This window comes from Arthrobacter sp. 05L428, from assembly GCF_056397665.1.
The window spans coordinates 205,686-230,057 of sequence record NZ_JBFTNW010000004.1 but is presented as its reverse complement, the minus strand read 5'-3'; the positions used below and the strand labels follow the sequence as shown (position 1 = coordinate 230,057).

At 68.0% G+C, this 24,372-nt stretch carries 22 protein-coding genes and 1 pseudogene; 14 read left to right on the top strand and 9 right to left on the bottom strand.

Translation table 11 applies throughout. From position 1 onward, the window contains the following. Together AC1DH3_RS10905 and AC1DH3_RS10900 are read left to right on the top strand one after the other, a co-directional pair. Positions 1-481, top strand: a pseudogene (locus tag AC1DH3_RS10905) (hypothetical protein); the annotation flags it as partial. A gap of 142 nt (positions 482-623) precedes the next feature. After that, positions 624-875, top strand: a complete 252-nt coding sequence (locus AC1DH3_RS10900) for a DUF2630 family protein (RefSeq protein ID WP_441416748.1) — start codon at positions 624-626, stop codon at positions 873-875. 90 nt (positions 876-965) lie between these two features. Here AC1DH3_RS10900 and AC1DH3_RS10895 read toward each other — a convergent pair whose 3' ends face one another. Continuing rightward, positions 966-1,667: a FadR/GntR family transcriptional regulator gene (locus AC1DH3_RS10895; RefSeq protein ID WP_441416747.1), complete on the bottom strand. Its 702-nt coding sequence runs from the start codon at positions 1,665-1,667 to the stop codon at positions 966-968. A 131-nt stretch (positions 1,668-1,798) separates the two neighbouring features. On the opposite strand from AC1DH3_RS10895, the gene AC1DH3_RS10890 reads away from it, so the two are divergent. From AC1DH3_RS10890 to AC1DH3_RS10870, 5 genes are all read left to right on the top strand, one after another. After that, positions 1,799-3,190: an SLC13 family permease gene (locus AC1DH3_RS10890; protein ID WP_441416746.1), complete on the top strand. Its 1,392-nt coding sequence runs from the start codon at positions 1,799-1,801 to the stop codon at positions 3,188-3,190. A 64-nt stretch (positions 3,191-3,254) separates the two neighbouring features. Next, entirely contained in the window at positions 3,255-4,496 is a 1,242-nt protein-coding gene (locus tag AC1DH3_RS10885) for a CaiB/BaiF CoA transferase family protein (protein ID WP_476909308.1), read from the top strand. A gap of 1 nt (position 4,497) precedes the next feature. Then, positions 4,498-6,015, top strand: a complete 1,518-nt coding sequence (locus tag AC1DH3_RS10880) for a carboxyl transferase domain-containing protein (RefSeq protein WP_476909307.1) — start codon at positions 4,498-4,500, stop codon at positions 6,013-6,015. A gap of 77 nt (positions 6,016-6,092) precedes the next feature. Further along, entirely contained in the window at positions 6,093-7,064 is a 972-nt protein-coding gene (locus tag AC1DH3_RS10875) for a CapA family protein (RefSeq protein WP_441416743.1), read from the top strand. Between the two features lie 119 nt (positions 7,065-7,183). Then, positions 7,184-8,641 carry a S8 family peptidase gene (locus AC1DH3_RS10870; RefSeq protein WP_476909306.1) on the top strand — a complete coding sequence of 486 codons (1,458 nt, stop codon included), beginning with the start codon at positions 7,184-7,186 and terminating at the stop codon, positions 8,639-8,641. Between the two features lie 112 nt (positions 8,642-8,753). On the opposite strand, the gene AC1DH3_RS10865 is transcribed toward AC1DH3_RS10870, so the two are convergent. Further along, positions 8,754-10,232 (bottom strand): purine-cytosine permease family protein, encoded by a 1,479-nt coding sequence (locus AC1DH3_RS10865; protein ID WP_476909305.1) that lies wholly within the window; start codon positions 10,230-10,232, stop codon positions 8,754-8,756. Positions 10,233-10,656: 424 nt separating this feature from the next. Between AC1DH3_RS10865 and AC1DH3_RS10860 the strand changes: the two genes are divergently transcribed. The 4 genes from AC1DH3_RS10860 (at position 10,657) to AC1DH3_RS10845 (ending at position 14,982) form a co-directional block, all read left to right on the top strand. Continuing rightward, positions 10,657-11,985, top strand: a complete 1,329-nt coding sequence (locus AC1DH3_RS10860) for an ammonium transporter (RefSeq protein ID WP_476909304.1) — start codon at positions 10,657-10,659, stop codon at positions 11,983-11,985. Between the two features lie 52 nt (positions 11,986-12,037). Further along, positions 12,038-13,912 carry a Na+/H+ antiporter gene (locus AC1DH3_RS10855; RefSeq protein WP_476909303.1) on the top strand — a complete coding sequence of 625 codons (1,875 nt, stop codon included), beginning with the start codon at positions 12,038-12,040 and terminating at the stop codon, positions 13,910-13,912. Positions 13,913-13,946: 34 nt separating this feature from the next. Next, complete coding sequence (locus tag AC1DH3_RS10850) at positions 13,947-14,264, top strand: DUF6221 family protein (protein WP_175323884.1); 318 nt, start codon at positions 13,947-13,949, stop codon at positions 14,262-14,264. A 67-nt stretch (positions 14,265-14,331) separates the two neighbouring features. After that, the gene (locus AC1DH3_RS10845; protein WP_441416738.1) at positions 14,332-14,982 is read left to right on the top strand and encodes an NADPH-dependent F420 reductase; all 651 of its coding nucleotides are present in this window, start codon (positions 14,332-14,334) and stop codon (positions 14,980-14,982) included. 82 nt (positions 14,983-15,064) lie between these two features. Here the strand turns inward: AC1DH3_RS10845 and AC1DH3_RS10840 are convergent, their stop codons facing one another. Both AC1DH3_RS10840 and AC1DH3_RS10835 read right to left on the bottom strand, forming a co-directional pair. Then, positions 15,065-15,832: a hypothetical protein gene (locus tag AC1DH3_RS10840; protein WP_476909302.1), complete on the bottom strand. Its 768-nt coding sequence runs from the start codon at positions 15,830-15,832 to the stop codon at positions 15,065-15,067. 91 nt (positions 15,833-15,923) lie between these two features. Then, the gene (locus AC1DH3_RS10835; RefSeq protein WP_476909301.1) at positions 15,924-16,520 is read right to left on the bottom strand and encodes a DnaJ family domain-containing protein; all 597 of its coding nucleotides are present in this window, start codon (positions 16,518-16,520) and stop codon (positions 15,924-15,926) included. Between the two features lie 201 nt (positions 16,521-16,721). Here AC1DH3_RS10835 and AC1DH3_RS10830 point away from each other — a divergent pair, with 201 nt between their 5' ends. Together AC1DH3_RS10830 and AC1DH3_RS10825 are read left to right on the top strand one after the other, a co-directional pair. After that, complete coding sequence (locus AC1DH3_RS10830; protein WP_476909300.1) at positions 16,722-16,955, top strand: hypothetical protein; 234 nt, start codon at positions 16,722-16,724, stop codon at positions 16,953-16,955. Between the two features lie 150 nt (positions 16,956-17,105). Further along, positions 17,106-19,139: a glycosyltransferase family 2 protein gene (locus AC1DH3_RS10825; protein WP_476909299.1), complete on the top strand. Its 2,034-nt coding sequence runs from the start codon at positions 17,106-17,108 to the stop codon at positions 19,137-19,139. 97 nt (positions 19,140-19,236) lie between these two features. On the opposite strand, the gene AC1DH3_RS10820 is transcribed toward AC1DH3_RS10825, so the two are convergent. The 3 genes from AC1DH3_RS10820 to AC1DH3_RS10810 all read right to left on the bottom strand — a co-directional run bounded on the left by AC1DH3_RS10820 (position 19,237) and on the right by AC1DH3_RS10810 (position 22,739). Further along, positions 19,237-20,145, bottom strand: coding sequence for an MBL fold metallo-hydrolase (locus tag AC1DH3_RS10820; protein ID WP_476909298.1), 909 nt, complete (start codon positions 20,143-20,145; stop codon positions 19,237-19,239). A 2-nt stretch (positions 20,146-20,147) separates the two neighbouring features. Beyond that, positions 20,148-21,836: a long-chain-fatty-acid--CoA ligase gene (locus tag AC1DH3_RS10815; protein WP_476909297.1), complete on the bottom strand. Its 1,689-nt coding sequence runs from the start codon at positions 21,834-21,836 to the stop codon at positions 20,148-20,150. A gap of 123 nt (positions 21,837-21,959) precedes the next feature. Next, complete coding sequence (locus AC1DH3_RS10810) at positions 21,960-22,739, bottom strand: SDR family NAD(P)-dependent oxidoreductase (RefSeq protein ID WP_441416731.1); 780 nt, start codon at positions 22,737-22,739, stop codon at positions 21,960-21,962. Positions 22,740-22,832: 93 nt separating this feature from the next. Here AC1DH3_RS10810 and AC1DH3_RS10805 point away from each other — a divergent pair, with 93 nt between their 5' ends. After that, positions 22,833-23,372 (top strand): TspO/MBR family protein, encoded by a 540-nt coding sequence (locus AC1DH3_RS10805; RefSeq protein ID WP_476909296.1) that lies wholly within the window; start codon positions 22,833-22,835, stop codon positions 23,370-23,372. A gap of 78 nt (positions 23,373-23,450) precedes the next feature. Here the strand turns inward: AC1DH3_RS10805 and AC1DH3_RS10800 are convergent, their stop codons facing one another. Both AC1DH3_RS10800 and AC1DH3_RS10795 read right to left on the bottom strand, forming a co-directional pair. Further along, on the bottom strand, positions 23,451-23,948 hold the full coding sequence (locus tag AC1DH3_RS10800) for an SRPBCC family protein (protein ID WP_441416729.1): 498 nt from the start codon (positions 23,946-23,948) through the stop codon (positions 23,451-23,453). Positions 23,949-23,960: 12 nt separating this feature from the next. Beyond that, positions 23,961-24,350, bottom strand: a complete 390-nt coding sequence (locus tag AC1DH3_RS10795; protein WP_476909295.1) for an ArsR/SmtB family transcription factor — start codon at positions 24,348-24,350, stop codon at positions 23,961-23,963. Between the last annotated feature and the right edge of the window lie 22 nt (positions 24,351-24,372).

Genomic DNA, 24,372 nt, shown 5'->3' with positions numbered 1-24,372 from the left:
GGGCGGGACCACCGCACCGGCACCGGCCAGCGCCGGCGGGAGCTCCACCTCCGGAAGCGAGGGCCTCGCTTCCGGCACCCAGGTCATCGTCCCTGTCACCGCACCGGTGACGCTCGGGGCGACGTCGATCGGGATCCTCGGCGACTCCGAGGCCTCTGCGGGAGTCCCAACGGAGGCCGGAACTGAAGAAGCCGTCACGCCGCCGGGCTTGGACGCCGGAGGCGAGGCGGGAGGCAACGCGGACGGCTCCGGCGCCGCCGTCGGAATGCAGGGCACCCTCCCGACGGCAAAGTTCCCGTCGACCGGCCAGGCTGCTCATCCTGCCGGCGTGGCCGCGCGGCTCGAGGCTCCGGCCTCCGGAGCGGGCATGTTGGCTATGACGGGAACCACTGACGGGTTACACCTTGTGGCGCTGGCCCTTCTGTGCGGCGGCGGCCTGCTGCTAGCGCTGCGGCTCGTACTGCAGCGCCGGGACGGCTAGAGCCGGTTCGCATCGGAAGGCTCAGCGAGTGGGCCCCGTCGCTCGGCGGGGTCCGCTCACTGGCCGTCCTCTGGTCACGACGCACGCCCGTGATTACGCTGGCGTGTATCCACAGCTTCAGGACCGCAGGAAGTAGGACACCATGGACGAACGGGACATCCTCCAGCGCATCACCGCCCTTGTGGACGAGGAACGTGGGCTCCGGGAACAGGCCGAGTCCGCGAGCGCCGACCACGACCACGTGCCGGACCGGCTTCGGCTCAGGCAGCTCGAGGAGGACCTCGACCAGTGCTGGGACCTGCTGCGGCAACGGCGGGCGAAGAGGCAATACGGCGAGAATCCCGACGATGCGGAGGCCCGCCCGGTCACGCAGGTGGAGGGCTACAACGGCTAGTCCCCACAGCCCCGGTCCCCGGCGGCATCGCCTCTTCTAATTCCGGTTACCCGGCGGAGGTCTTAACAGCCCCTGCCGCCGGTGCTCCGACTACTTGAGCAGGTCGACGTCGGACACCATGTCGATGTGGGCCAACATGGCTTCGGCGGCGCCTGCGGCATCCTGCGCCCGGATGGCATCCGCAATCTTCCGGTGTGAGGCAATGGACTGCTCGGGGCGCCCCGGTTGTCCGAGGGATTCGATCCGGGTCTCCAGGATCATTTCAGCGATAAAGGCCATCAGCTGGCCCAGGACCGCGGAGTGGGCGGCGGCCGTGACGGCCTGATGGAAGAGTTCATCCCCGCGCGCACCCTTTGAGCCTGCGGCCACCTCCTCGGCCATGACGTCAATCGCCGCGTCAATCGCCTGCATGTCCTGGTCCGTCCGCCGCGCGGCCGCTAGTTCGGCGAGCTTGACCTCCAACGTGCTGCGGGCCTCGACGATCTCGGGAAGCCTGCTGCGGTGTTCGCGCAGGCCCTTGATCACCGCGGGGACGTTGGGGCGGTACACCAGGACGGCTCCGGTGCCGTGCTGGACGTCAATCACGCCAAGCACCTCCAGCGCCACGAGCGCCTGGGCCAGCGTGGCGCGGGAGACCCCGAGCCGTTCGGCCAGGTCCCGCTCGGCCGGCAGGAGGTCGCCGGGGCCCAGCTGGGCCGACTCGATGAAGTCCAGGAGCTGCGCCACGAGCTGCTCGTACAGACGCGGCCTGGACACACGGGAAATCTCCGGGACCTCAGACTTCTTTGCCATCTCCAACATCCTCCCGACGTAGCGACTCCCCCATCCTATCCCTGAGGCGTATTGACAAACTCACCTAGTGTCTAAGAGGCTAGGCCAGTAGTCCTGTAATCCACATCACACTAGTCCCCGGAGGAACAAAGATGTCCGCTCCCGTGCTTTCCATCATCGTCTTGGCGGTGATGTTCCTGCTGGCCACGGTGCTGCCCCTCAACATGGGTGCGCTGGCCTTTGTCGGCGCCTTCCTGCTTGGCTCGGTTTTCCTTGGCATGTCCACCAACGAGATTCTGGCCAATTTCCCCGGCGGGCTGTTCCTGACGATCGTCGGGGTGACCTACCTCTTCGCCATCGCACAGAACAACGGCACCATTGACCTTCTGGTCCGGGGCGCCGTGCGGATGGTGGGCAGCAAGGTCGCCCTCATTCCGTGGGTCATGTTCGCCATCACCGCGCTAATCACCGCCGTCGGCGCCCTGTCCCCGGCCGCCGTCGCCATCATCGCGCCGATCGCCCTGAGCTTTGCCGCGAAGCACAAGATCAACCCGCTGATGATGGGCATGATGGTGATCCACGGCGCCCAGGCAGGCGGGTTCTCGCCGATCGCCGTCTACGGCGTCACGGTCAACGGCATCATCGCCAAGACGGACCTTGCGGCGAGCCCGATGGCTATCTTCCTGGCGAGCTTCTTCTTCAACCTCGTCATCGCGCTCGTGCTGTTCATTGTCCTTGGCGGTAACAAGCTGCTCTCCTCCAAGACCGGCCGGCTCATCGAGCAGGCTGCCGAGACCCGCATGAAAGTCAGCGTCGGCGCCCGCACGGCCGGCGTCACCCTGCAGGGCTCAGGTTCGGACATCTCCCCCGCCAGCGTGTCCGCCAAGGGCAGCAGCGCGGGTTCGTCTGCCGACAGTACCGCCGCCACCTCCGCCGGCGCCCGGGCGACCGTTCCGCAGCTGGTCACCGTCCTCGGCCTGATCGCGCTGGCCGTGATCTCACTCGGGTTCAAGGTCGACGTCGGATTCGTCTCCATCACGATCGCCATCATCCTGGCCCTGGTCTCACCCGAGGCCCAGAAGGGGGCAGTGAACAAGATCAGCTGGTCCACCGTCCTGCTCATCTGCGGCATGTTGACCTTCGTCGGCGTGCTCGAAGAGGCCGGCACCATCAAGTTCGTCTCCAACAGCGTCGCCGACCTCGGCATGCCGCTGCTCGCGGCCCTGCTGATCTGCTACATCGGCGGCATCGTCTCCGCCTTCGCCTCCTCCACCGCCATCCTGGCCGCGCTCATCCCGCTGGCAGTCCCGTTCCTGGCCAGCGGCGAAATCGGCGCCATCGGCGTGATCGCCGCGCTGGCCGTCTCCTCCACGATCGTGGACGTCTCGCCGTTCTCCACCAACGGCGCCCTGGTGCTGGCCAACGCTCCGGAGGACGTGGACAAGGACAAGTTCTACAAGCAGATCCTCGCCTACAGCGGCATCGTCGTCGTCGCGGGGCCGGCCATCGCCTGGCTTGTCATGGTTGTCCCCGGCTGGATGTAGCTGCCCCCGGCCGATGCCGGCGCACGCACTGCACACCCTGGAACTGAAAAGAAAAGGATCGATTATGAGCAAGGAATCCGACCTCCCCAACGCTGGCCCGCTGGCCGGCTACCTCGTGGTGGACCTCAGCCGTGCCCTTGCCGGCCCGCACGCCGGGATGATGCTGGCGGATCTCGGCGCTCGGGTAATCAAGGTTGAAAACCCCGGCACCGGGGACGACACCCGCGGCTGGGGACCGCCCTTCGTAGGCCCCGAGGACGACCCGCAGGCCACGTACTTCCTGTCCTGCAACCGCAACAAGGAGTCCATCGCCCTGGATTTGAAGAGCGACGACGGGCGCCAGATCCTGCGGGAACTGCTCACGAAGGCCGACGTCGTGGTGGAGAACTTCCGCCCCGGCGTCCTGGACCGGCTCGGATTCTCGACGTCGGAAATGCATGCGTTGAACCCGGCACTCGTGATCCTGTCGATCACCGGCTTTGGGCATGACGGGCCGGAGGCCGCCCGCAGCGGCTACGACCAGATCCTGCAGGGTGAGGCCGGGCTGATGTCCCTCACCGGTTCCGGGCCTGACGATCCGCAGCGGGTGGGGGTGCCGATCGCCGACCTGCTCTCCGGGATGTACGGGGCCTTCGGCACCCTCGCCGCACTGCTGCAGCGCGAAAGGACGGGCAAGGGGCAGATCGTCCGGACCTCCCTGCTTTCGGCCCTGATCGGGGTGCATGCGTTCCAGGGCACGCGGCAGACCGTCGCCGGGGACTTGCCGCAGGCACAGGGTAACCACCACCCATCCATCGCCCCCTACGGGCTGTTCCATTGCCGCCAGGGCAAGGTGCAGATCAGTGTGGGCAGCGAGAAGCTGTGGAAGAGCTTCGCCGGCGCGTTCGGGATCGACACCACCCGGCCGGAGTTCGCCACCAACGCTGACCGGGTGCGCAACCCCGAAAAGGTCATTGACGCGGTCGAGGACGCCTTTGCCGGCTATGAAGCCGAGCCCCTGCTGGCCAGGCTGAACGAGGTGGGCATCCCGGCCGGAAAGGTACGGACCCTGGACGAGGTCTACCAGTGGGAGCAGGTCCACTCGCAGGGCCTGGTGATCGACGTCGACCACCAGGTCCTGGGAAAAATCAGCCTGCCCGGCCCCCCGCTGCGGTTCTTCGACCCGGGCGACGCACGGGAGACCACCCTGACATCGCACAGCGCCCCACCCCTGCTGGACCAGGACGGAGGCAACATCCGCCGCTGGCTGGACAGCGCTTCGGGCGTCCCGACGGCGGCCGGCGCCCAGGGCCGGGGCGGGCACTGACATGCTGGCAGAGCAGAAGGTCCGGCACCTCGATGCCACTGCGCTGATAGCCACGGTGCTGGACCCGGGCTCCTACCGCAGCTGGGACAAACCGGTGACTGACCCGGATCCAAGCCCCGCCTACCGGGCGGAGCTGGCGGCGGCCCGTGAGAAATCCGGCGTGGACGAATCAGTCCTCACCGGTGAAGGGTTGATCCGCGGCCGCCGGGTCGCCGTGATCGTCAGCGAATTCCGTTTCCTCGCGGGTTCGATCGGGGCCGCCGCGGCCGAACGAATCGTCCTGGCTGTCGAAAGGGCCACCGCGGAAGGCCTGCCTCTGCTGGCGGGACCTGCGTCCGGCGGCACGCGGATGCAGGAGGGGACGCTGGCGTTCCTGTCGATGATCAAGATCACCGCCGCCGTCCGCGCACACCGGCAGGCAGGCTTTCCCTACCTCGTGTATCTGCGCCACCCCACCACCGGCGGCGTGATGGCTTCCTGGGGTTCGCTCGGCCACATCACCGTGGCGGAACCAGCCGCGCTTCTGGGGTTTCTTGGCCCGCGGGTCTACGAGGCGCTGCACGGCACGCCCTTCCCGGAGAACGTCCAGGTGGCGGAGAACCTCTTCGACAAAGGACTCGTCGACGCGGTGGTTCCGCCGGGGCAACTGCCCGATATCGTCAACCGTGCGCTGGATATCCTCAGCCCCGGCTCCCCGGCGCCGGTGGGTCCGCCGCCGACTCTCAGCGTGGCCCCCTCGGACGCCGGGGCCTGGACCTCGATTGAGATTTCGCGGAATCCCCGCCGGCCCGACCTCCGCCAGCTCCTGGCCCACGGGGCACGGGACGTCCTGCCGCTCAACGGCACCGGCCAGGGCGAGAAGGACCCCGGGCTGCTGCTGGCCTTGGCCCGTTTTGGCGAGAGGTCCTGCGTCGTACTCGGCCACTCGCGGCCGAGGCCGTCGCAGCAGACGGCCATGGGACCGGCTTCCCTCCGTGAGGCGCGGCGCGGCATGCGGCTGGCGGAGGAGCTGGGCCTGCCCCTGCTGACGGTCATCGACACCGGCGGCGCGGCGCTGTCCAAGGAAGCCGAAGAAGGCGGCTTGGCCGGCGAAATTGCCCGGTCCCTCCATGACCTCATCGGCTTGCGGTCGCCCTCCGTCTCGGTGCTGCTGGGGCAGGGCGCCGGAGGCGGTGCGTTGGCGCTGCTGCCGGCCGACCGGACCGTGGCAGCCCAGCATGCCTGGCTGTCCCCGCTGCCGCCCGAGGGAGCAAGCGCCATCGTGCACCGCAGCACCGAGTTTGCGCCGGCGATGTCCGCATCCCAGGGCGTCAACGTCGCGGCCCTGCACGCCAACGGACTAATAGACCACATCGTTGACGAACGCCCCGACGCCGCGTTGGAGGCCCGGGCGTTCTGCCGGCGGATGGGACAGGCAATTGAATACGAGCTCTCCCTGGTCTCGGCCTCCGGGATCGGCGAACTCATTCCGCGCCGGCTCGAAAAGTACGCGAATCTGGGCCGCAGCCTCCGCGCCTAGGGCATCGCGAGGGGACGACGGGGGAATGTTCCGCCGTCGTCCTTTCGCTTGCCCGGCCGGCGGTCCATGCTGGTGCCATGCAGATCGCGTTCCTGGGCGACGTCATGCTCGGCCGGCTGGTCAACGACTACCTGAAGACCGCCGGTCCCGCCTATCCCTGGGGTGACACGCTGCCGGTCCTGCGGCGGGCGGACGTGAGGATCGCCAACCTGGAATGCGTGCTGGCCGACGGCGGCAGACCCGAGCCCGGCAAGGTCTTCACCTTCCGCAGCGACCTGAAGAACGTGCGCAGCCTGGTCTCCGCGCAGATCGACCTGGTGTCGCTCGCCAACAACCACGTCCTCGATTACGGTCCGGACGCCCTGCGGGAAATGCTGCCTGCACTGGACCGGCACGGGATCCTGCATGCGGGCGCTGGCACGGACCCGGCCTCGGCCCGGCGCCCGGCCGTCCGCAGGGTCGGCGGCACCGCCGTCGGGTTCGTGGCGTTTACGGACAACCAGCCGGACTGGGAGGCAGCGCCCGGGTCCCCAGGCGTGTACTACGTCCCTGTTGCAGACCGCGGGGAGCGGGTCGGGCAGCTGCTCGAGTTGGTGGAGCGGACCAAGTCGCGTGTCCAGCTGCTCGTCGTTTCGGCGCATTGGGGCGGCAACTGGGGCTCCGGCGCCCCGCCCGAGCATCGCGCACTGGCGCGGCAGCTGGTCGACGCGGGCGCCGACGTCGTGTTCGGGCATTCGCCGCATATCTTCCGCGGCGTCGAGGTGTACCGGAACCGGCCGATCATCTACGGCGCCGGGGACTTCGTCGATGACTATGCGGTGGACCCCGAGGAGCGCAACGACTTTTCCTTCATCTTCCTGCTGGAGGCCGACGGCGGGGCGCCGCGGCAGCTGCGCTTGTTTCCCACCCTCATCGCCGACTTCCAGGCCCGGTTGGCAGTCCGAGACGCCCGGGATGTCGCGGACCGGATGTCCCGGCTGTGCGGGGAACTGGGCACCGGAAGCAGCTGGAATGCCGGCGAAAGGTGCCTGGAAATCCCTCTGGCGTAGCCGCCGCTGCCGCCGGCCGCCGGACGCGGAGTCCGATAGCCCCTGATTAATCCACGCTGCAGGGCCTACCATATGGACGGGGGGCACTCGAAAAGCACCATGCTTACTGGGAGGCCACGATGTTTACCACTATCCGCAATCTTTTCCCGCACGTGCAAAAAACATTCGTGGATCCCGGCTGGCGCCGTCCCCGGCCCGGCGCTGCTGCTCCCCCGCCGGACGGCACACGGCCGCGGCGCTTCGTGGGCGGCCTGGCAGCCCTCCTGCTGGTAACGGGCGGGGGCCTGGCGGCCGCTGCGCCTTCTGCCGCCGCCGAACCGGCACAAAGCTACATTGTCGTGCTCAAGGACGGCACCGGCGATGCCGGGGCCTTGGCCGCGGCCCAGCAGGCCAAGTTCGGTTTCAGTGGCTCCAACGTGTACCGGAGCGCTGTGAGCGGCTACGCCGGCACCATGACGGCCAGCCAGGCCAAGAACCTCGCCGCCGATCCCAGCGTCGATTTCGTCACGCTCGGCCGGCACTTCGAGGAGCCCGAAGAGCCCACCACACCCAACACCGAGATCGCTCCGTTGTGGTGGCAACGGATCGGCGGCGATCCGGAAGCGGCCAAGGACGCCGTACGTGCCGGCACTGGCAATGAAAATGGCTCCGCAGTCAATGTGGCGGTCATCGACAGCGGCATCGACGGCAAGCACCCCGACCTGAACGTCCAGGGAGGGATCGACTGCACCTCCGGGAAACCGGTCGAAGTGACGCCCATTGACGTGCTTGGCCACGGCACGTCGGTGGCCGGTGTCATCGGTGCCCGCAACAACGGCTCCGGCATCATCGGCGTGGCACCGGGCACCCCGCTCTGGTCCGTACGGGTCGTCTCCAACACCGGTTCCATCACCGAGGAGAGCCTGATCTGCGCCATTGACTGGGTGACCTCAACCCACAAGGACGACAACGAGGACAACGACATCGCCGTCGCCAATATCAGCATCGGCGGCCCGGGCTCCGACACCGCCAACTGCGGCAAGGGCACCGACCCGATGCACTACGCGATCTGCCGCTCGGTCAGGGCCGGCGTGGCGTACGCCGTCGCAGCCGGAAACTCGGCCGCGGACCTCGCCGGGACGGTCCCCGCGGCCTACCACGAGGTGCTGACCGCGACCGCCATGGCGGACTTCGACGGAAAGCCCGACGGACTCGCTGCCAGCCTGTGCGGCCGTGATGACTGGCGGCGCCTCGGACAGTTGGACGACCGGCCGGCGTTCTTCTCGAACTTCGCCGTCAACGCCAGGGACATGGAGCACACGGTCGCCGCGCCGGGTGTGTGCATCCTGTCCACCGTGCCCGGTGGCTACGGCGTGAACCATGGCACCAGCTTCGCCAGTCCGGCAGTGGCAGGCGCAGTGGCCCTGTGCATCGACCAGGGAGCCTGCCAAGGATCGGGCGCGGAGGTCACCCAGCAGTTCCTGGACACCGCCGAGTCGTACAACAGCCGGCACCCGGACTTCGGGTTCATTGGAGATCCGCTCCGGCCGGCCGGTGCGAAGTACTACGGCTATCTGACTCAAATCACCCGGCTCTGAGGCGCCGCCGCAGCCACGCTGTCCGTTTCGACGGTTCCCTGCCGAATCGACGTTTGGATACGTCGAGGGTGCACGGAACCGTCGAAACGGCGGAGCGGGAGCCGACGGCGGGTCAGGCCACCGGAGCGCCTGCGAGCCGGCCGGGCGGCGGCTCCGCCGCGACGCCGGCGTCGTTCGGATAGATCATCTCTGCGGGCGCGTTGGAGTTGCGCTTGGCCAGGGGGTAGAACACCAGGGCGGTGACCACAAGGCCCACCAGCCACGAGATGTCGGATCCACCCAGCACCTTGGTCATCGGGCCGGTGTAGAGCGTCTGCGCCAGGAACGGAATCTGGGCGGCGATGCCGATCGCGTAGGAGATCAGCGCCGTTTTGTTCCACCGTCCGTAGCGGCCGTTCGGGTCGTACAGGGCCGGGATGTCGACCTTTTCCTTGGAGATCAGGTAGTAATCCACGAGGTTGATGGAGCTCCAGGGGATGAAGACCATAAGCAGCAGCAGCACGAAGTTCTTGAAGTTGGCGAGGAAGTCCGGGGAGGCCAGCATGGCGATCAGCACGGTGAGTCCGATGAAGCCGATCACGTAGGCGAACCGGGTCCGCGACGGGGCGGCGGTCTTGCGGGTGAAGGCCGTGACAGACGTCAGCATGGTCATGTAGCCGCCGTAGGCGTTCAGGGTGTTGACTGTCAGCTTCCCGGTCACAATGACCAGGTAGATGACGACGGCGATCAGGCCGCCGCCGCTGAGGTTGCCCAGGAAGGCAACCTGGCCGTCCAGGAACCGCTGGCCCTTGGGCAGCGCCAGCGACGCGAACAGCGCGCCGAGCGTCATGGACCACTGGGAGCCCAGCACGGTGCCGAGGAAGGCGGCCAGGAAGGTCTTCCGTGCCGGGGTTTTCGAGGGCAGGTAGCGCGAGTAGTCCGCGACGTAGGGACCGTAGGTCAGCTGCCAGCCGGCGCCCAGCGAGATGGCGAGCAGGAAAGTGGGGAACTCGAAGGTGCCGGAGGCGAGAAGGGCCCCGACGTCCTGGCTCGCGAAGAGCCGGATGCCAAGGTAGGTGAAACCCAGTACGCCGATGACGGTCGAGATGCGGCCCAGCACGTGGATGTACTTGTAGCCCAGCGTGGCCACAAGCACCGTTAGCGCGCCGAAGATCACCATGCCCACGGCGGGGGTTCCGGTGCGGGTGATTTGATCAATGGCCTGGCCTGCGAGGACGGTACCGGTCGCCGCGAAGCCGAGGTACATGATGATGACGAGCACCAGCGGAATCACCGCCCCGAAGACGCCGAACTGGGCCCGGCTGGAGATCATCTGCGGCAGGCCGAGCTTCGGTCCCTGGGCCGCGTGCAGAGCCATCACCGCGCCGCCGAGCAGATTACCGATCAGAAGCCCCAGGATTGCCCAGAGCGCATCGGCGCCGAACAGCACGGCAAGGGCGCCGTCGACGATCGCCGTAATCTGCATGTTCGCCCCGAACCACAGCGTGAACTGCTGCCCGGGAGATCCGTGGCGTTCATTTTCCGGAACGAAGTCGATGGAGCGGCGCTCGACGCGCCCCCCGGCGGTTTCCGTTCGTGTCGAAGCTTGCATGCTCGTCCTCACTAGAGATCTGGGTGGGTTTGTCCGTCCATCTGAGCACGTCCCGTGATCTGCATCACGGGGGTAGCCGGCGCTTGTGTCCGGGATTCCGGACAGTTGGCAGACTGATGCCCACGTTCCCGCCCGATTCTTCCGCAGCCGGCCGGCACCCGTTTCGACGGTTCCCTGCCGGTTAGACGGTAGGAAACGTCCGGTGTGCACGGAACCGTCGAAACGGCTGGGAAACCGCGCCGGATAGCCGCCGTTTACATCCCGGAAACAAACCCGACACGCGCCCTTCACGAAGGGACGATTTCTGTAACTTCCCCGCAACGTTGCGCCCGACTGCCTGAAACACGCCGCCGGGAGGATTGAACCCGGTTGGGGACCGGCGGCGAGGTGTCCCGGTACGGCGATTTGTTGGAAGGGAACGCAGGTGGAACTCACCGCGGGAAACGTCTGGATCATGTTCTCGGCAGCCCTAGTGCTGCTGATGACCCCCGCCCTCGGGCTCTTTTACGGCGGCATGACCCGGGCCAAGGCCTCCCTGAACATGATCATGATGAGCTTCGTCTCGGCCGGCATCGTGGGTGTCGTTTGGGTACTCTGGGGCTACTCGATGACCACCGGCAAGGGCTTCCTGGGCATCTTCGGGGATCCCTTCGCCAACTTCGGGCTGGCCAGGCTCATGGGCTCCCCCGACCTCCTCAAGGCCGGCTTCAGCGCAACCTTCGCGATCATCACCGTCGCCCTGATCAGCGGCGCCATCGCCGACCGCGCCAAGTTCACCGCCTGGGCGCTCTTCGTTCCGGTTTGGATTACCGTCGTCTACTGCCCCCTGGCCTTCATGGTCTGGGGCGGCGGGCTGATGAGCGCCGGCGGGGCCGTGAGCTCCGTCTTCGGCCAGGTGATCGACTTCGCCGGCGGCACCGTGGTGGAAATCAGCTCCGGCACCGCTGCCCTGGTCCTGGTCCTGATCGTGGGCAACCGCCACGGATTCGGCAAGGACCCGGCACACCGCCCGCACAACATTCCGTTCATCATGCTCGGCGCCGGGATCCTCTGGTTCGGCTGGTTCGGCTTCAACGCCGGTGCCGCGACGACGGTGGAACAGGCGGGCCTGATCTGGGTCAACACCCTCGCCGCCCCCGCGGCCGCCATGCTGAGCTGGCTCGTGGTCGAAAAGGTCCGCCACGGCCACCCCACCTCGCTCGGTGCGGCGTCCGGCGTGGTGGCCGGCCTCGTCGCGATCACTCCCTCCTGCGCCAACGTCAGCCCGCTCGCCGCCGTCGGACTGGGCCTGGTGGCCGGCGCCGCCTGCTGCGTGTTCGTGGACCTGAAGTACAAGTTCGGCTTCGATGACTCGCTCGACGTCGTCGGCGTCCACCTCGGCGGCGGGCTGATCGGCACGCTCGCGCTCGGCCTCATCGCCCTGCCGGCGGACGGACATGGCGGAGGGCTCTTCTACGGCGGCGGCCTGCACCAGCTGGTCGCCCAGACGGTCGCCGTGCTGATCACTGTCACGCTGTCCGGCCTGGCCACGGCGGTCATCGGGCTCGCGATCCACAAGGCCGTCGGTTTCCGTGTCAGCCACGAAGCCGAGGTGGCCGGCGTGGACCGCTCCGAGCACGCCGAAACCGCCTACGAATTCGACGGCCTGGCCCACAGCCGCTTCAACCCGTTCGGCCACCACGCCCAGGCGCACCACGCCGCCGCTGCACCGCACGGCCAGCAGGAGCGCGTCAAGGAAGACTGCCTCGCCTAAGCGCGGCCGGGCACGGAGCACGGCCGAATCAACCGCCTGACAGAATGGCCTCATGGAACTCGCCCTCGGACTGCTGGTTCTCGTGGCCGTTGTCTGTGCCGGCAGCGCACTGGGCCGGAAGCTCAACGTTTCCGTTCCCCTGCTGCTGGTGCTGGCCGGCGTCGCGGGGTCCTTCCTCCCCTTTGCCCCGCGCATTGAGCTGAACCCGGAGCTGGTCCTCATCGGGCTGCTGCCCCCACTGCTTTACGCCGCCGCCTTGCGGACCTCGCTCTTCGATTTCGGTTCCAACCGCCGCGCCATCGCGCTGCTCTCGGTGGGCTACGTCATCTTCGGAACCCTCGCCGTCGGCTTCGTGGTCTGGTGGCTGTTCCCGGAAATCCCGCTGGCCGCCGCGATCGCCCTCGGCGCCGTCGTCGCACCGCCGGATGCCGTGGCCGCGACGGCCATCGCCCGGAAGGTGGGCATGCCCCGCCGGATTGTTACCATCCTGGAGGGCGAATCCCTGGTCAACGACGCCACCGCGCTGGTCTGCCTGCGCGCCGCCATCGCGGCGATCGCCGGGACCGTGTCCGCGGCCGGGATCGCCGGCGGCTTCCTGCTCGCGGCCGGCGGCGGGCTGGTGGTCGGACTGGCTGCCGCCTACGTGCTGACCGAGCTCCGCAAGCGGATCCGCAACGTCGCGATCAACACCTCGACATCGCTGATGGCCCCGTTCGTCGCCTACCTTCCGGCCGAGGCGATCCACGCTTCCGGTGTCCTCGCCGTCGTCGTCACCGGGCTCGTAATGGGAACCAAAGCGCCGTCCATGCCCAACGGCGCGGCCCGGCTGAGCCAGCGAAGTAACTGGAACACGGTGCAGTTCCTGCTGGAAAACTCCGTGTTCCTGCTGATCGGACTGCAGGTCCGGACCATCATCGAGGGCATCCAGGACGACTCGCTTGGCGCCGGCCGGATCTGGGCGGGCTGCGCGGTGATTCTGCTGGCGGTGTTGCTGCTCCGGCCGGTGTGGGTCTTCCCGGCGACATACCTGCCCCGGCTGATTCCGAGCGTGCGGCGCGATGACCCGGCGCCGCCGTGGCAGTTCGCCGCGATCGTGTCCTGGGCCGGGATGCGCGGGGTGGTGACGCTGGCCGCGGTGCTGGTGCTGCCCGCGGACCTGGAGCACCGGTCCGTGCTGATCCTGGCCGCGATGGTGGTGGTCGGCGGGACGCTGGCGTTGCAGGGCTTCACCCTGCCGGCACTGGTCCGGCTGCTCCGGGTCCAGGGCCCGGACCAGCGCGAGGATGCCCTGAACCAGGCGTCCCTGATGCAGCTGGCTACCGCGGCCGGGGTGGAGCGGCTGCAGGAACTGCGCACCGACAACGACCCGCCGGAGGTGGTGGCCATGCTCAAGCGGCGCACCCAGGAGCGCGGGCTGGCGGCCTGGGAGCGGCTCGGCCGGCCGACCTCGGAGGCCGCGACCCCCAGCCAGCGCTATGCCCAGCTGCGGCTCGCCATGCTGGAAGCCGAACGGGCCAAGGTGCTGGAACTGCGGCGCGGCGGCGCCTACGCCCACGAGGTTCTCAGCGAGGTTCTGGACCGGCTGGACGTTGAGGAATCCATGCTGGACATCTCGCTTGAGGAGCTGGACACCCCCGCCGAGGGCGGCGGCGAAGGGATCGCGAGGCCCGGCGGGGTATGCGGCCACCTCGAGTCCGCACCCGACCCTGACGTTCCGCGCGAGCCCTTCTGCGCGGACTGCCGCCGCGAAGGCACGACGCCGGTGCACCTCAGGATGTGCTTGGCGTGCGGGAACGTGGGCTGCTGCGATTCCTCCCCCGGCACGCACGCCTCCCGGCACTTCGAAGCGACCGGCCACCCCGTCATGCGCAGCATCGAACCGGGCGAGGACTGGCGCTGGTGCTACGAGGACGACCTGCTCGGGTGATGCCAAGTCCGCCCGCCGCGCGTACCCTCGGTTTGTGGACATTGTTGAGTTTCTGTCCGAGCGCATTTCCGAGGACGAGGCGGCAGCCCGGACACTCCTCAGCGACCGGACCGTCTCCAAATCCGGCGAATGGTACGAACAACGGCTGCTGCTCGAATGCGAGGCAAAGCGGAGGCTGATCGGCGTCGTCGAAGCGGCTCGGCAGTCGGCGCTGGCCTCGATGGTCAGCGACTCGCTCCAGGAGGCCCACTGGGCGCCGCGGTCGCTGGACTGGATGGAGCGCTCCCTGCAGGCCTTGGCGTTGCCCTATTACGACCACCCGGACTTCGAGCAAGGCTGGTTGCACCCCTGAACTGCGGCCGCCACGCCCGGCCCGGGTCCCCTGAAATATCCGCGGCCGGGATGCCGTTAGCCCGAATATGACAACAATCGGAATCATCGGTGCAGGACACATTGGCAGCCAGCTCGCCCGGAAGGCGGTCCAGCTCGGCTACGACGTCGTGATCAGCAACTCCCGGGGGCCGGAAACCCTGGCGGAACTCGTTGCCGAACTGGGCCCGCACGCCCGCGCGGCAACCGCGGCGGAGGCTGCGGCGGCCGGCGATTTCGCCGTCGTCACGGTCCCGCTGAAGAACATCAAGGACATCCCGGCGGAACCGCTTGCGGGCAAGATCGTGGTCGACACGAACAACTACTACTGGGAGCGCGACGGACGGTTCCCGGCGCTCGACAACGGCGAGGCCACCACCTCGGGGCTGCTCCAGGAGCACTTGCCCAAATCCAAGGTCGCCAAGGGCTTCAACCACATCATGTCCACCCAGATCGCCACCGACGGCACCCCGGCCGGCACGGAGAACCGCCGCGCACTGGCCACCGCGAGCGACTTCCCGGAGGCGGCGGAGCTTGTGACGCGGCTCTACGACGAGTTCGGCTTCGACACCGTCAACATCGGCCCGCTCTCCGAAAGCTGGCGCGTGGAACGGGACCGCCCGGCCTACGTCGTCCGCCAGAATGCGGCCGAACTGCGGGAAAACCTGGCGAAGGCGCCGCGCACCGTCCGCGCGCACTAGCCCGCCGAGGTGACAGTTCACGGCAGTGTTCGGCCTGGACACTGCCGTGAACTGCCACTTCGCGCAGCCTGAACGGCCGGGTTCACCGTGGCGTGCGGCCGAGGGACGGTGCCCGCTTCGGCCAGGCAACGACCAGCAGCCACACGGACCACACCAGGATGAGGGCTATTCCTGCCAGCGTGGGAATGGTGTTTGCCGCCGAGAATCCCTCGGAGCCGATGATCCAGCCCTGAGCAAGGTAGGCCAGCCCGGAGACCGTCATCGGATATCCGGCCAGTCGGGCGGCCCCGCCCGCGCCGACAACCACGGCGCCGGTCAGGACCAGCGCGGCGCCCAGCACATAGCTCTGGTAGCTCCGCATGCCCCACTCCAGCCACCGGACACCCTCGGCGGTCGCAAAGCGGGCTGCCTTCTCCGGTTCCGCCGCGGCAGCCCAGGCGTCCACGGCCTGCTTGAGGGCCACCCCGTCGACGGCCTGCAGCGCGGCGTACAGCGCCAGCGCGGTCACGGCCGCAACAGCACCGAACCGCGCCGCCCAGGCAATCGGCCCCTCCGGCGCCTTCAGCATCATCAGCAGGACCAGCAATCCGGCGACCAGAAGCGCCATACCGGCGAACTGACCCAGGTGGACCGCGGTCCAGATGCCGCTTCGGGCGTACTCGGCGAAGGTCGCCGGGTGGTCGTTCGCGCTGGCGGAATCGGCATGAAACAGCCCGGCAACCACGGAGACCGCGAAGCCGGCAAACGCCAGGGCGGAGCCCAGGCGCAACCGGGCAGGTGGCGGCTGCCCCGGTTCGGCCGAATCCGCCGGCCGCGGGCTTTGGCTGCCCTCGGTTCCGAACTCTTTCATGGGCATCGCCCGCTTCGTGCCGACGCGCAATTGCGCGATGGGTTCTTCTAATCGCAGGCTACGCTGGTTGGACGCTCGGGACCACAGCGTTCTAGCCGCGCTTCCAGAGCCGGCGCCACCAAGGCCGTTGCGGTTCCGGCTCGGCCGGGGCCACGACGGCGGCCCGGGCCGCCCGGCGTTCGCGCCAGCGGGCCACCTCGGCGTCGACGTCGCGGGTCTTGGTGATGACCGGCGGGCCGCCTTGGAGCTGCCGGCGGGCGTCGACCACGCGGGCGTTGAAGTCGGCCAGGATATCGCGCACCTGTTTCTCCGTGAACTGGGCATCCAGGCGAGCGTCGAGTCCGGCGTCCTCCGTGCGGAGCAGGATCGCCGTCGGGCCCAGGCCGGTGAGGTTCTCGCGCTGGAGCAAGCCCTTCACCCACCAGTCCGGGTCGTAGACTTCGCCGAGGCCCGGGATGGGTTTGCCCGCGTACTGCAGGTTGTCGAACTTCCCCTGCGCCATGGCGTCGCGGATCAGGTATTCGGCCTTGGCCGCGTCGTCTACCTTTGCGCGTTTTTGCCTGAGTTCCTCCTCGGCGGCGCTCAACTCGTCGTTCTCCTGGACCGTGCTGCCGCTGGCCCGGATGGAGCGCAACTCGGCCGCCCGTTCCACCCGGCGCCGGAACGCCGAGCCTCCCCCGCCGCTCATGAGCCACCGTCCTTCCCGGCTGCCGGAATCCCAAATCTGGGTTCAAGTATGCGCAAATCAAGGCGGCGGCAAAAGGTGCGGCAGCGATGAGACGGGAACCTAACCCCCCGGTAACGCGGCGTTAATCCGCCCGTGCGAGGCTGGTGACTTCGGATTAGCACAGAACCCTTCCTGCACAGCAGATCCAAAGGAGTCTCAGCCGTGAACAGCCAAGAGCACAATCCGTCCGACAGCCCCCTGCCCTCCAGCGGCGGCGCTTCGCCCCACGAGCTGAGCAGCACGCACGTCACCCATGTCCGGGAAGACGTGGCCATGGCCGGCCGCTGCGCCAACGTCCATCTGCCCACCGGGCGCACCTGCACCCTGCCGGTCCGCCACCCGGGCGCGTGCAGCTTTGTCGAGCCCGAGGAAGCGGAGACCATCGCAGTCCACTAGGCTCGCAACCGCGCGGGCACCCCGCAAAAACGGCCCCGCCCCGCGGCACAGCCGCAGTTTTCTGCAAGGAAATACGGCACCCTCGGCCGGGTGCGCCGCCCCGCAGCTATGATCAGATTTTTAGCAGCCGATCTAGCTGAGGGAGATCAGGTGCCCCGTGAGGCCCTGCGGCTGCGCTCCGAAAGCGCGCCGTCTGAAGAACCACCCGCCGCCAACACCAGTGCGGCACCGCCATCCCGCCCTGCGCCACTCGACGCCACGTCGCTGACCCGAGCGGGTATTGCCGGCTGGGCCGCCCGGCTGGGACCCCCCGGGCCGGAGGCGCCCAGGTCCCGTCGGCTGGCCCACGTGGGCGGCATCGCCGCCATCGCCGCCCTGGTCCTGTACCTGGCCTGGCGCCTGCTGTTCACGCTGCCGTCTGGCGAGTGGAACCTGACCATCGCCTGGATTCTGTTGACCTTCGAGGCCCTGCCGCTGGCCGGCCTGATCCTGAAGGCGTGGTCCGTGTGGAACATCGACAGCCACCCGCCGGCCCCTGTGGCCGAAGCCCCCAACGGCATGCGGGTGGCAGTCCTGATCCCCACGTACAACGAGCCCATCGAAGTCCTAACGCCCACGGTGGCGGCGGCCTGTGAGCTTGCCCCGGCGCACGAAACGTGGGTTCTCGACGACGGTGACCGACCCTGGGTGGAGGAAATGTGCGCGGCCTACGGCGCCCGGTATGTCCGCCGCGAGGTCCACGACCAGGCCAAGGCCGGCAACATGAACCACGCCCTGGGCCTGATGGCCGCAGACCGTGCCGCGGGCAGCCCCGGTATCGACATCATTGCGGTGCTCGACTGCGATCATGTTCCGCTTCCGACTTTCCTCACCGCTACCCTGGGCTGGTTCGAGGACCCAGAGGTCGCCCTGATCCAGGGTCCGCAGTCGTTCTACAACGGCGGCGCGTTCGACGACGATGGCATCACCGGCGAGCAGGGCACTTTCTTCAACGTCCTCATGGCCTCCCGTAACGTCCCCGGCGCAGGACCGTTCTGGTGCGGGTCGACGTCGTTGTTGCGTGTGAGTGCGCTGGAAGAGGTGGGCGGCGTCGCCACCGAAACCATCACCGAGGACATGCACACCACGCTGAAACTCATCCGGCGCGGCTGGCGGACCGTCTACCACCACCAGACCCTCGCCGTCGGGCTTGCACCGGCTACGCCGGACCAGTACCTGCTGCAGCGCCGGCGCTGGGGCATGGGGGCGATGCAGATCCTCGTGCACGAGAAATTGTGGGCTGCAAAGGGCTGGATGTCGTGGCGGAATTACCACGAGTACCTCAACGGCACGCTGTGGTGGCTGGAGGGCATCGCAACGCTTGTGGCCTTCCTGATTCCGGTCCTGATCATGGTTTCCGGGGCGCAGACCTCCACCGCCGGGCCCCTTTTGTTCCTCGGGGTCTTCCTGGTCATGTTCACAGTGCGGCTTTGGGGTTCGAAGCAACTCATGCGGAACGAAATCCACTGGCCCACAGCCTTCGCTTTGCGGATCTTCCGCGTACCGGTGGGCCTGGCATGTTTCTGGTGGCTTATGTCCCGCAACGTCCTCGAGTTCCAGGTCACGCCTAAGGGAGCCGCGGATTCACGGCTCCGCGGCCGCACGCCACGCATCCTAATCGTGATGGTTGTCCTGATCACCGCAGTCATTCTCTACGCTGCGGCCGGGCTGGCCGGACTGGTTCCCTGGCGCACCACGGCAGGTTCCACGGTGGCGTCGGGCGCCTGGCTGGTGCTGGCCGGCGCTGTTCTGGTTCTGGGCACACGGCGGATCCGGGCCGTCGAATTCGCCACCTCCCGCCGCAACGCCTATCGCGTGGAAGTCGCGGCGCCGGTGGAGGCAGCGGGCACCTGGGGTGAACTGCTGGACATTTCAGTGGGTGGCGCGGCCGTCCGTTTCCCGCACGGAACACTTCCAGCGTCCGGCGTGATCATGCTCCGGCTGCCGGAGGCGGACCCGGTCCCGCTGCGGGTCGTCAGGCTCACGGAGCAACCGGACGGATCCCAGGTCGCCTCCCTGCGGGCAGCCGACGACGACTGGGCCGTCCACCGTGCGCTCTCGCTGTGGATCTTCCACACGCCCGCCGGGGCGCTGCCCGAATTCCCGCCCGGGGTACCCGCTGCCGCGTCCCTGCGGGGGCGCTGACAACAGGCCCCTTGGCCCCTCGCCGCGCACAGCGAGATGACAGTTCGCGGCGGTGTTGCGCCCAAACATTGCCGCGAAGTGCCATCTCGGGGGCTTTTCAGTTGTTCAGGCAGAGCACGAAGCCGGGGAAGACATGGCGGCCGGGACGCCCGCCGACGACGTCGATCGCCCGGCCGAGCTCCTGCAGCTGGTCCACCGACATCTGCAGCGGCGGTTCGTCCGGCTGGTGGGTGGTGTAGATCGGGTAGTCGACGCCGGGTTCCCGCGACATTTCGATGTGGCAGCCGATGACATGGCTGACGGGGTGCGCGGCGCAGAATCGGATCAGCCGGTCGATCGTGTCCACAAACGCCGGCCAGTCGTGGATGTAGAGGCGCCCGGGGTAAACGGTGTCTCCGGTGAGCAGGATGCCGGTGTACGGGTCGTAGAACGTGACGGCGGCGCTGTGGTGTCCCGGGCTGGGCCAGCACTCCAGGACCCGGCCGCCCAGTTCCACCCGGGCCCGCCGGTCGGCGTCGCCTGCGGGACCGCCGGCGGGACCGCCATCGTCGTCCTCAAATCCGAAGAACTCCCACGCGCTGCGCTGCTCAGCATCCACCGCAAGGGTGCCCGGTCGGCCCGCGAACTGGGCATCGCCCGCAACATGGTCACCGTGCGGATGGGTGTGCAGGACCAGCAGCCCATAGCCCTCACGGGGGTGCGCGGCCAGCCAGGTGTCGATCAGTCGGTCGACGACGCGGCGCAGCGGGAAGAACTCCGCGGAGGCCGTGGCGCCGGTGTCGATCAGCACGGCCCGGGCATTGCCGAACAGCAGGAACATGAACGGCGCCTCGTAATTGACCGCCATGTTCTGGCGCAGCACGAAGGTGTGCGCGTCATAGGCGTGCACCTGGATGTCGGGGTCCGTGTTGTGTTTCGCCGACTCCGAGCCGTGGATCCAGGACACGTTGAGGTCACCGGGACGGGGCACGTCGGAGGTGAAGTCGATCGCTGCGGAGGCTCCCATGGCTACAGTCCCGGCAGGACTTGTTCGCGGACCTGCTTGCGGAGGATTTTGCCGAGCATGGAGCGGGGAAGATCCGGCACCGGGACGATCCGGCGCGGGACCTTGTAGCCGGCGAGGTGCTCGCGGCAGTGGGCGCGGAGGGCGTCTTCGTCCAGTGCGGTGCCCGGTTCAAGTTCGACGGCGGCCACCACCATTTCTCCGCCGCGCTCCAGCGGCTTGCCCACGACGGCGGCGTCCCTGACATCCGGGTGCAGGCGCAGCACCGCTTCCACCTCGGTGGGCGACACGTTGAAACCGCCGGTGATGATGAGTTCCTTGGCCCGGTCCACCACGGTGGTGAAGCCGTCCGGGTCCACGGTCACGACGTCGCCGGTGCGCAGCCAGCCGTCGGCGGTGAGGGTTTTCGCGGTTTCCTCGGGGTTGTTCCAGTAGCCCTGGAAGACCTGTGGCCCCTTGATCAGCAGCTCGCCAGGCTGGCCCTGCGGGACCTCCACGGTCGGGTCGTCGACGTCGACAACCTTCATCAGGGTCGACGGGAACGGCACGCCGATGGTCCCGGTGCGGCGGGTGGGGTGGAAGGGGTTGCCGAGCGCCACCGGAGAGGACTCCGTCATGCCGTAGCCCTCCACGAGCAGGCCGCCGGAGACAGATTCCCAGAGCTCCACGACATGGTCCGGCAAGTTCATGGCGCCGGAGATGCAGTACTTGCAGGAGCGCAGCGAGACGCCCTTCTCCTTCGCGGCCATCGCGGTGCGCTCGTAGATCGGCGGGACCGCGCAGTACACGGTGGCGGGCGACTTCTTCATCGCGTCCAGCACCAGGTCCGGGTCGAACTTGGGGAACAGGACCAGCAGGCCCTGCTTGCGGATGCCGTAGGTCAGATACAGCGTCATGCCGAAGGCGTGGAACATCGGCAGGATCGCGTAGAACACTTCCTTGCGGTACTCCGCGCCGGCCATCCAGGCTTCCCCCTGCAGGGCGTTGGAGTACAGGTTGAAGTGGGTGAGCATCGCACCCTTGGGCCGCCCGGTGGTGCCCGAGGTGTACTGGATCGCGGCGAGGTCGTTCACCGAGGGACGCGGGTGCGCGGGGTCGATTCTGCCGTGGCCCAGGAGTTGCTTCCACGGCGTGGTTCCCGGCGCTGGGGCGGTCAGCGAGGCCCGCGTTTCGCGCAGCTTCTTGACCGGCAGGGCCAAGGCCAGGCGCTTGGCCGCAGGGAACGCCTCAAGCAGGTTGACCGAGACCACGTGGTCGATTTCGATGTCTGCGGGGAACTCGCGGATGGCGGCGGCGGCCTTGTCCCAGGCGATCACGACGCGGGCCTGGTGGTCCTCGAACTGGTGCCGCAGTTCGCGGGAGGTGTACAGCGGGTTATGTTCGACGACGACGGCGCCCAGGCGCAGCACCGCGTAAAAGGCGACGACGTGCTGCGGGCAGTTCGGCAGGATCAGCGCGACCCGGTCGCCGGCCCGGACACCAAGTCGGCGAAGCCCCTCGGCGGCCCGGTCCACCTGCTCGCCGAGCTCCGAGTAGCTGGTCCGGCGGCCGAAGAATTCCAGCGCGGGGGCGGTTCCGGCCTCGGCCACGGACCGCTCCAGCATCGCGACGAGCGACTCCGTGGGCAATTCGATCTCGGCCGGGACGCCCGGCTGGTAGTTCTTCACCCAGGGCTGCTGGTCGGTATGCTCCATGCCCACATCATTTCGCGAACTTCGGGCTGAGGGCGAATCCCGGGCCCCGCCCACCCAACTAGCTGGCAGTAGTTGTCGTTATGAGCCCTCAAAACGACAACTACTGCCAGTCAGTTGGGCGTCCTACAGCGCGGACCAGCCGCCGTCGGACGCAAGGATGGCACCGTTGACGTTGGTGCCGTCGTCGCTGAGCAGGAAGGTGATCGAGGCCGCCAGCTGCGCCGCTGTGGCCGGGGTCGGGATGTTGGCGCCCATCAGCGGGCCCAGCCGCTCGGCGGCCAGCTGGGAGCCCCAGTCGGCGACGATGTTGGTGATCGTTGCCCCGGGCGCCACCGCGTTGAAGCGCAGCCCCTTCGGCCCGTACATCACCGTGGAGTTCTTGGTCAGGCCGACGACGGCGTGCTTGGACGCGGTATAGGCGGCGCCGGCGGCGGACCCCCGCAGCCCGGCCTCGGAAGTCACATTGACCACGGAGCCGGTGCCGGCCTCGAGCATCAGCGGCACAACGGCGCGGGTCAGGCGCATCAGGGCGGTGACGTTGATCCGGAAGACCCGCTCCCAGACGGCGTCGTCCACCTCGTGGATCGGGGCGAAGTTGTCCATGATGCCTGCGACGTTCGCGAGCGCGTCCACGCGGCCGCCCGCGGCGGCCACGACGGCGGCGACCGTTTCCTCGGTGGAGATGTCGCCGGCCACCGGCACAAGATCCAGACCCGCGTTCCGGGTCACGAGGTCATCCAGACGTTCCTTGCTGATGTCCGCCGCGATGACCTTGCCGCCCTCCTTCGCGACGCGCAGCGCGGTGGCCAGGCCGATGCCGGAGCCGGCGCCCGTGACGATAACGGTCCTGCCGGCAAAACGGCCCGGAGTGATGGTTTCCTGCCATGAAGCTTCGTTGCCCATGATGTCCTTCCAGACGTAGATGACGGTGACGACTGCGCAAGGTCCCGCCGTCGTAGTTTGACGGGAGGGCGCACGGTTGTCCACAGTGGGTCAGTGCTCTTGAACGTTGAACAAAGCGCCCCGGGCACCCGTGCCCCCGGCACCCGCCCGCCGCGGCAGCAGATTGCGACCCTCATCGGTTTTCTGGCGGCTTCCTTGGCCGTATCGCTAATCGGTTCGCTGCCGATCAGGATGAACAGCGACTGGTACGCGGCCGCGGACACGGCGCCGTGGACCCCGCCGGGGTGGATGTTCGGCTCGGCGTGGCTGGTACTTTACGCGGCCATGGCCGTGGCGGCTTGGCTGGTGTGGCGGCAACGGCTCTTCCCGCGCCGCGAGGCGCTCAGAGTCTACGGCGGGCTGCTGCTGCTGAACCTTTTGTGGCCGCTGATGTTCTTCGGCCTTTATCCGGTGATGGGCACCGCGGCCCTGTGGCTGGCGCTGCTTGTGATCGCCGCCCACGCCGCGTTCGCGACCGTGGCCGTGCTGCACTTCGGGCCGATCAGCACGACGGCCGGGGTGCTGATGCTGCCCTACGTTTCGTGGCTGGTGTTCTCGGCCAGCCTGAACCTGTACGCGGCCTTGAACAACTAGGTCAAAGCCAGAGGACGACGGCGGGCTGAGTTCCGCCGTCGTCCTCCCGTTTAGCGCTGTGGCGCGTTCGCCCGTCGCTCAGGCGTTGGCGTGCTCGGCGAGGATCGCGTCCACCTGGCCGAGGGCGCCCTTCATGCCCTCCTCCATGCCCATGGCGACGATCTTCTCCATCTGCTCCTCCGTCTCGAACGTGGACAGCACGGTCATCCGGGTGCGGTCGCCGGTCGGCTCCAGCGTCACGACGCCATGGATCGTGCCCATCTCGGCCACCGGCTCGCCATTGTCGTCCGAGAAGCCGTCGTCGAACTCCAGGCCGCGAGGGGCATCGATGGCGACAAAGCGCCACCAGCCGCGGGCTTTCTCCCCGTCCGGTCCCGTCATGTAGTAGCTCGCCTCGCCGCCGGGGACAAAGTCGTGCTTCTCGAAGGTGGCCGGCCAGGTGGGCGGCCCCCACCAGCGCTCGAGCTGGCGCGGATCCGCCCAGATCTGCCAGACGCGCTCGACGCCGGCGTCGAACTCCGCGACGACGCTGAGGCTCAGGGCCTCAAGATTCTTGACTGAACTGATGACTGTCATGTCGAACCCTTCCTATGCTTCTGCTCCGCTGGTTTCTGCCTTGCCTGCTGACTTCTCGTTGGCTTGTGGATCCGCTTGGCCCAGCAAGTCGGCGATCCGTTCGGTCCGCTGCCGCCAAATGACCTCGTACTCATCGAGCAGACTGCGGGCCTTGTACAAGCCCGCGTGGTTGGCCCGCACAATCTGCTCCCTTCCGCGCTTCTCCTTGGTCACCAGGGAAGCGCGTTCCAGCACCGCCACATGCTTCTGTACGGCGGCGAAACTCATGGCGTAGAGCGCGGCGAGCCCGGAAACGGAGTACTCCCCCACCGTCACGCGGCGCACGATGTCGCGGCGGGTCGAGTCGGCGAACGCCTGGAACAAGCGGTCGACTGCTTCGTCACTCAACTGATCTACAACCATTTGGTTGTAGAATAGGCCCGCG

Bases quoted from the DNA above. Each gene is read 5' to 3' on its own strand.
- AC1DH3_RS10900 (WP_441416748.1), top strand. From the start codon at position 624: ATGGACGAACGGGACATCCTCCAGCGCATCACCGCCCTTGTGGACGAG.
- AC1DH3_RS10895 (WP_441416747.1), bottom strand. From the start codon at position 1,667: ATGGCAAAGAAGTCTGAGGTCCCGGAGATTTCCCGTGTGTCCAGGCCG.
- AC1DH3_RS10890 (WP_441416746.1), top strand. From the start codon at position 1,799: ATGTCCGCTCCCGTGCTTTCCATCATCGTCTTGGCGGTGATGTTCCTG.
- AC1DH3_RS10885 (WP_476909308.1), top strand. From the start codon at position 3,255: ATGAGCAAGGAATCCGACCTCCCCAACGCTGGCCCGCTGGCCGGCTAC.
- AC1DH3_RS10880 (WP_476909307.1), top strand. From the start codon at position 4,498: ATGCTGGCAGAGCAGAAGGTCCGGCACCTCGATGCCACTGCGCTGATA.
- AC1DH3_RS10875 (WP_441416743.1), top strand. From the start codon at position 6,093: ATGCAGATCGCGTTCCTGGGCGACGTCATGCTCGGCCGGCTGGTCAAC.
- AC1DH3_RS10870 (WP_476909306.1), top strand. From the start codon at position 7,184: ATGTTTACCACTATCCGCAATCTTTTCCCGCACGTGCAAAAAACATTC.
- AC1DH3_RS10865 (WP_476909305.1), bottom strand. From the start codon at position 10,232: ATGCAAGCTTCGACACGAACGGAAACCGCCGGGGGGCGCGTCGAGCGC.
- AC1DH3_RS10855 (WP_476909303.1), top strand. From the start codon at position 12,038: ATGGAACTCGCCCTCGGACTGCTGGTTCTCGTGGCCGTTGTCTGTGCC.
- AC1DH3_RS10845 (WP_441416738.1), top strand. From the start codon at position 14,332: ATGACAACAATCGGAATCATCGGTGCAGGACACATTGGCAGCCAGCTC.
- AC1DH3_RS10840 (WP_476909302.1), bottom strand. From the start codon at position 15,832: ATGAAAGAGTTCGGAACCGAGGGCAGCCAAAGCCCGCGGCCGGCGGAT.
- AC1DH3_RS10835 (WP_476909301.1), bottom strand. From the start codon at position 16,520: ATGAGCGGCGGGGGAGGCTCGGCGTTCCGGCGCCGGGTGGAACGGGCG.
- AC1DH3_RS10820 (WP_476909298.1), bottom strand. From the start codon at position 20,145: ATGGGAGCCTCCGCAGCGATCGACTTCACCTCCGACGTGCCCCGTCCC.
- AC1DH3_RS10815 (WP_476909297.1), bottom strand. From the start codon at position 21,836: ATGGAGCATACCGACCAGCAGCCCTGGGTGAAGAACTACCAGCCGGGC.
- AC1DH3_RS10810 (WP_441416731.1), bottom strand. From the start codon at position 22,739: ATGGGCAACGAAGCTTCATGGCAGGAAACCATCACTCCGGGCCGTTTT.
- AC1DH3_RS10800 (WP_441416729.1), bottom strand. From the start codon at position 23,948: ATGACAGTCATCAGTTCAGTCAAGAATCTTGAGGCCCTGAGCCTCAGC.
- AC1DH3_RS10795 (WP_476909295.1), bottom strand. From the start codon at position 24,350: ATGGTTGTAGATCAGTTGAGTGACGAAGCAGTCGACCGCTTGTTCCAG.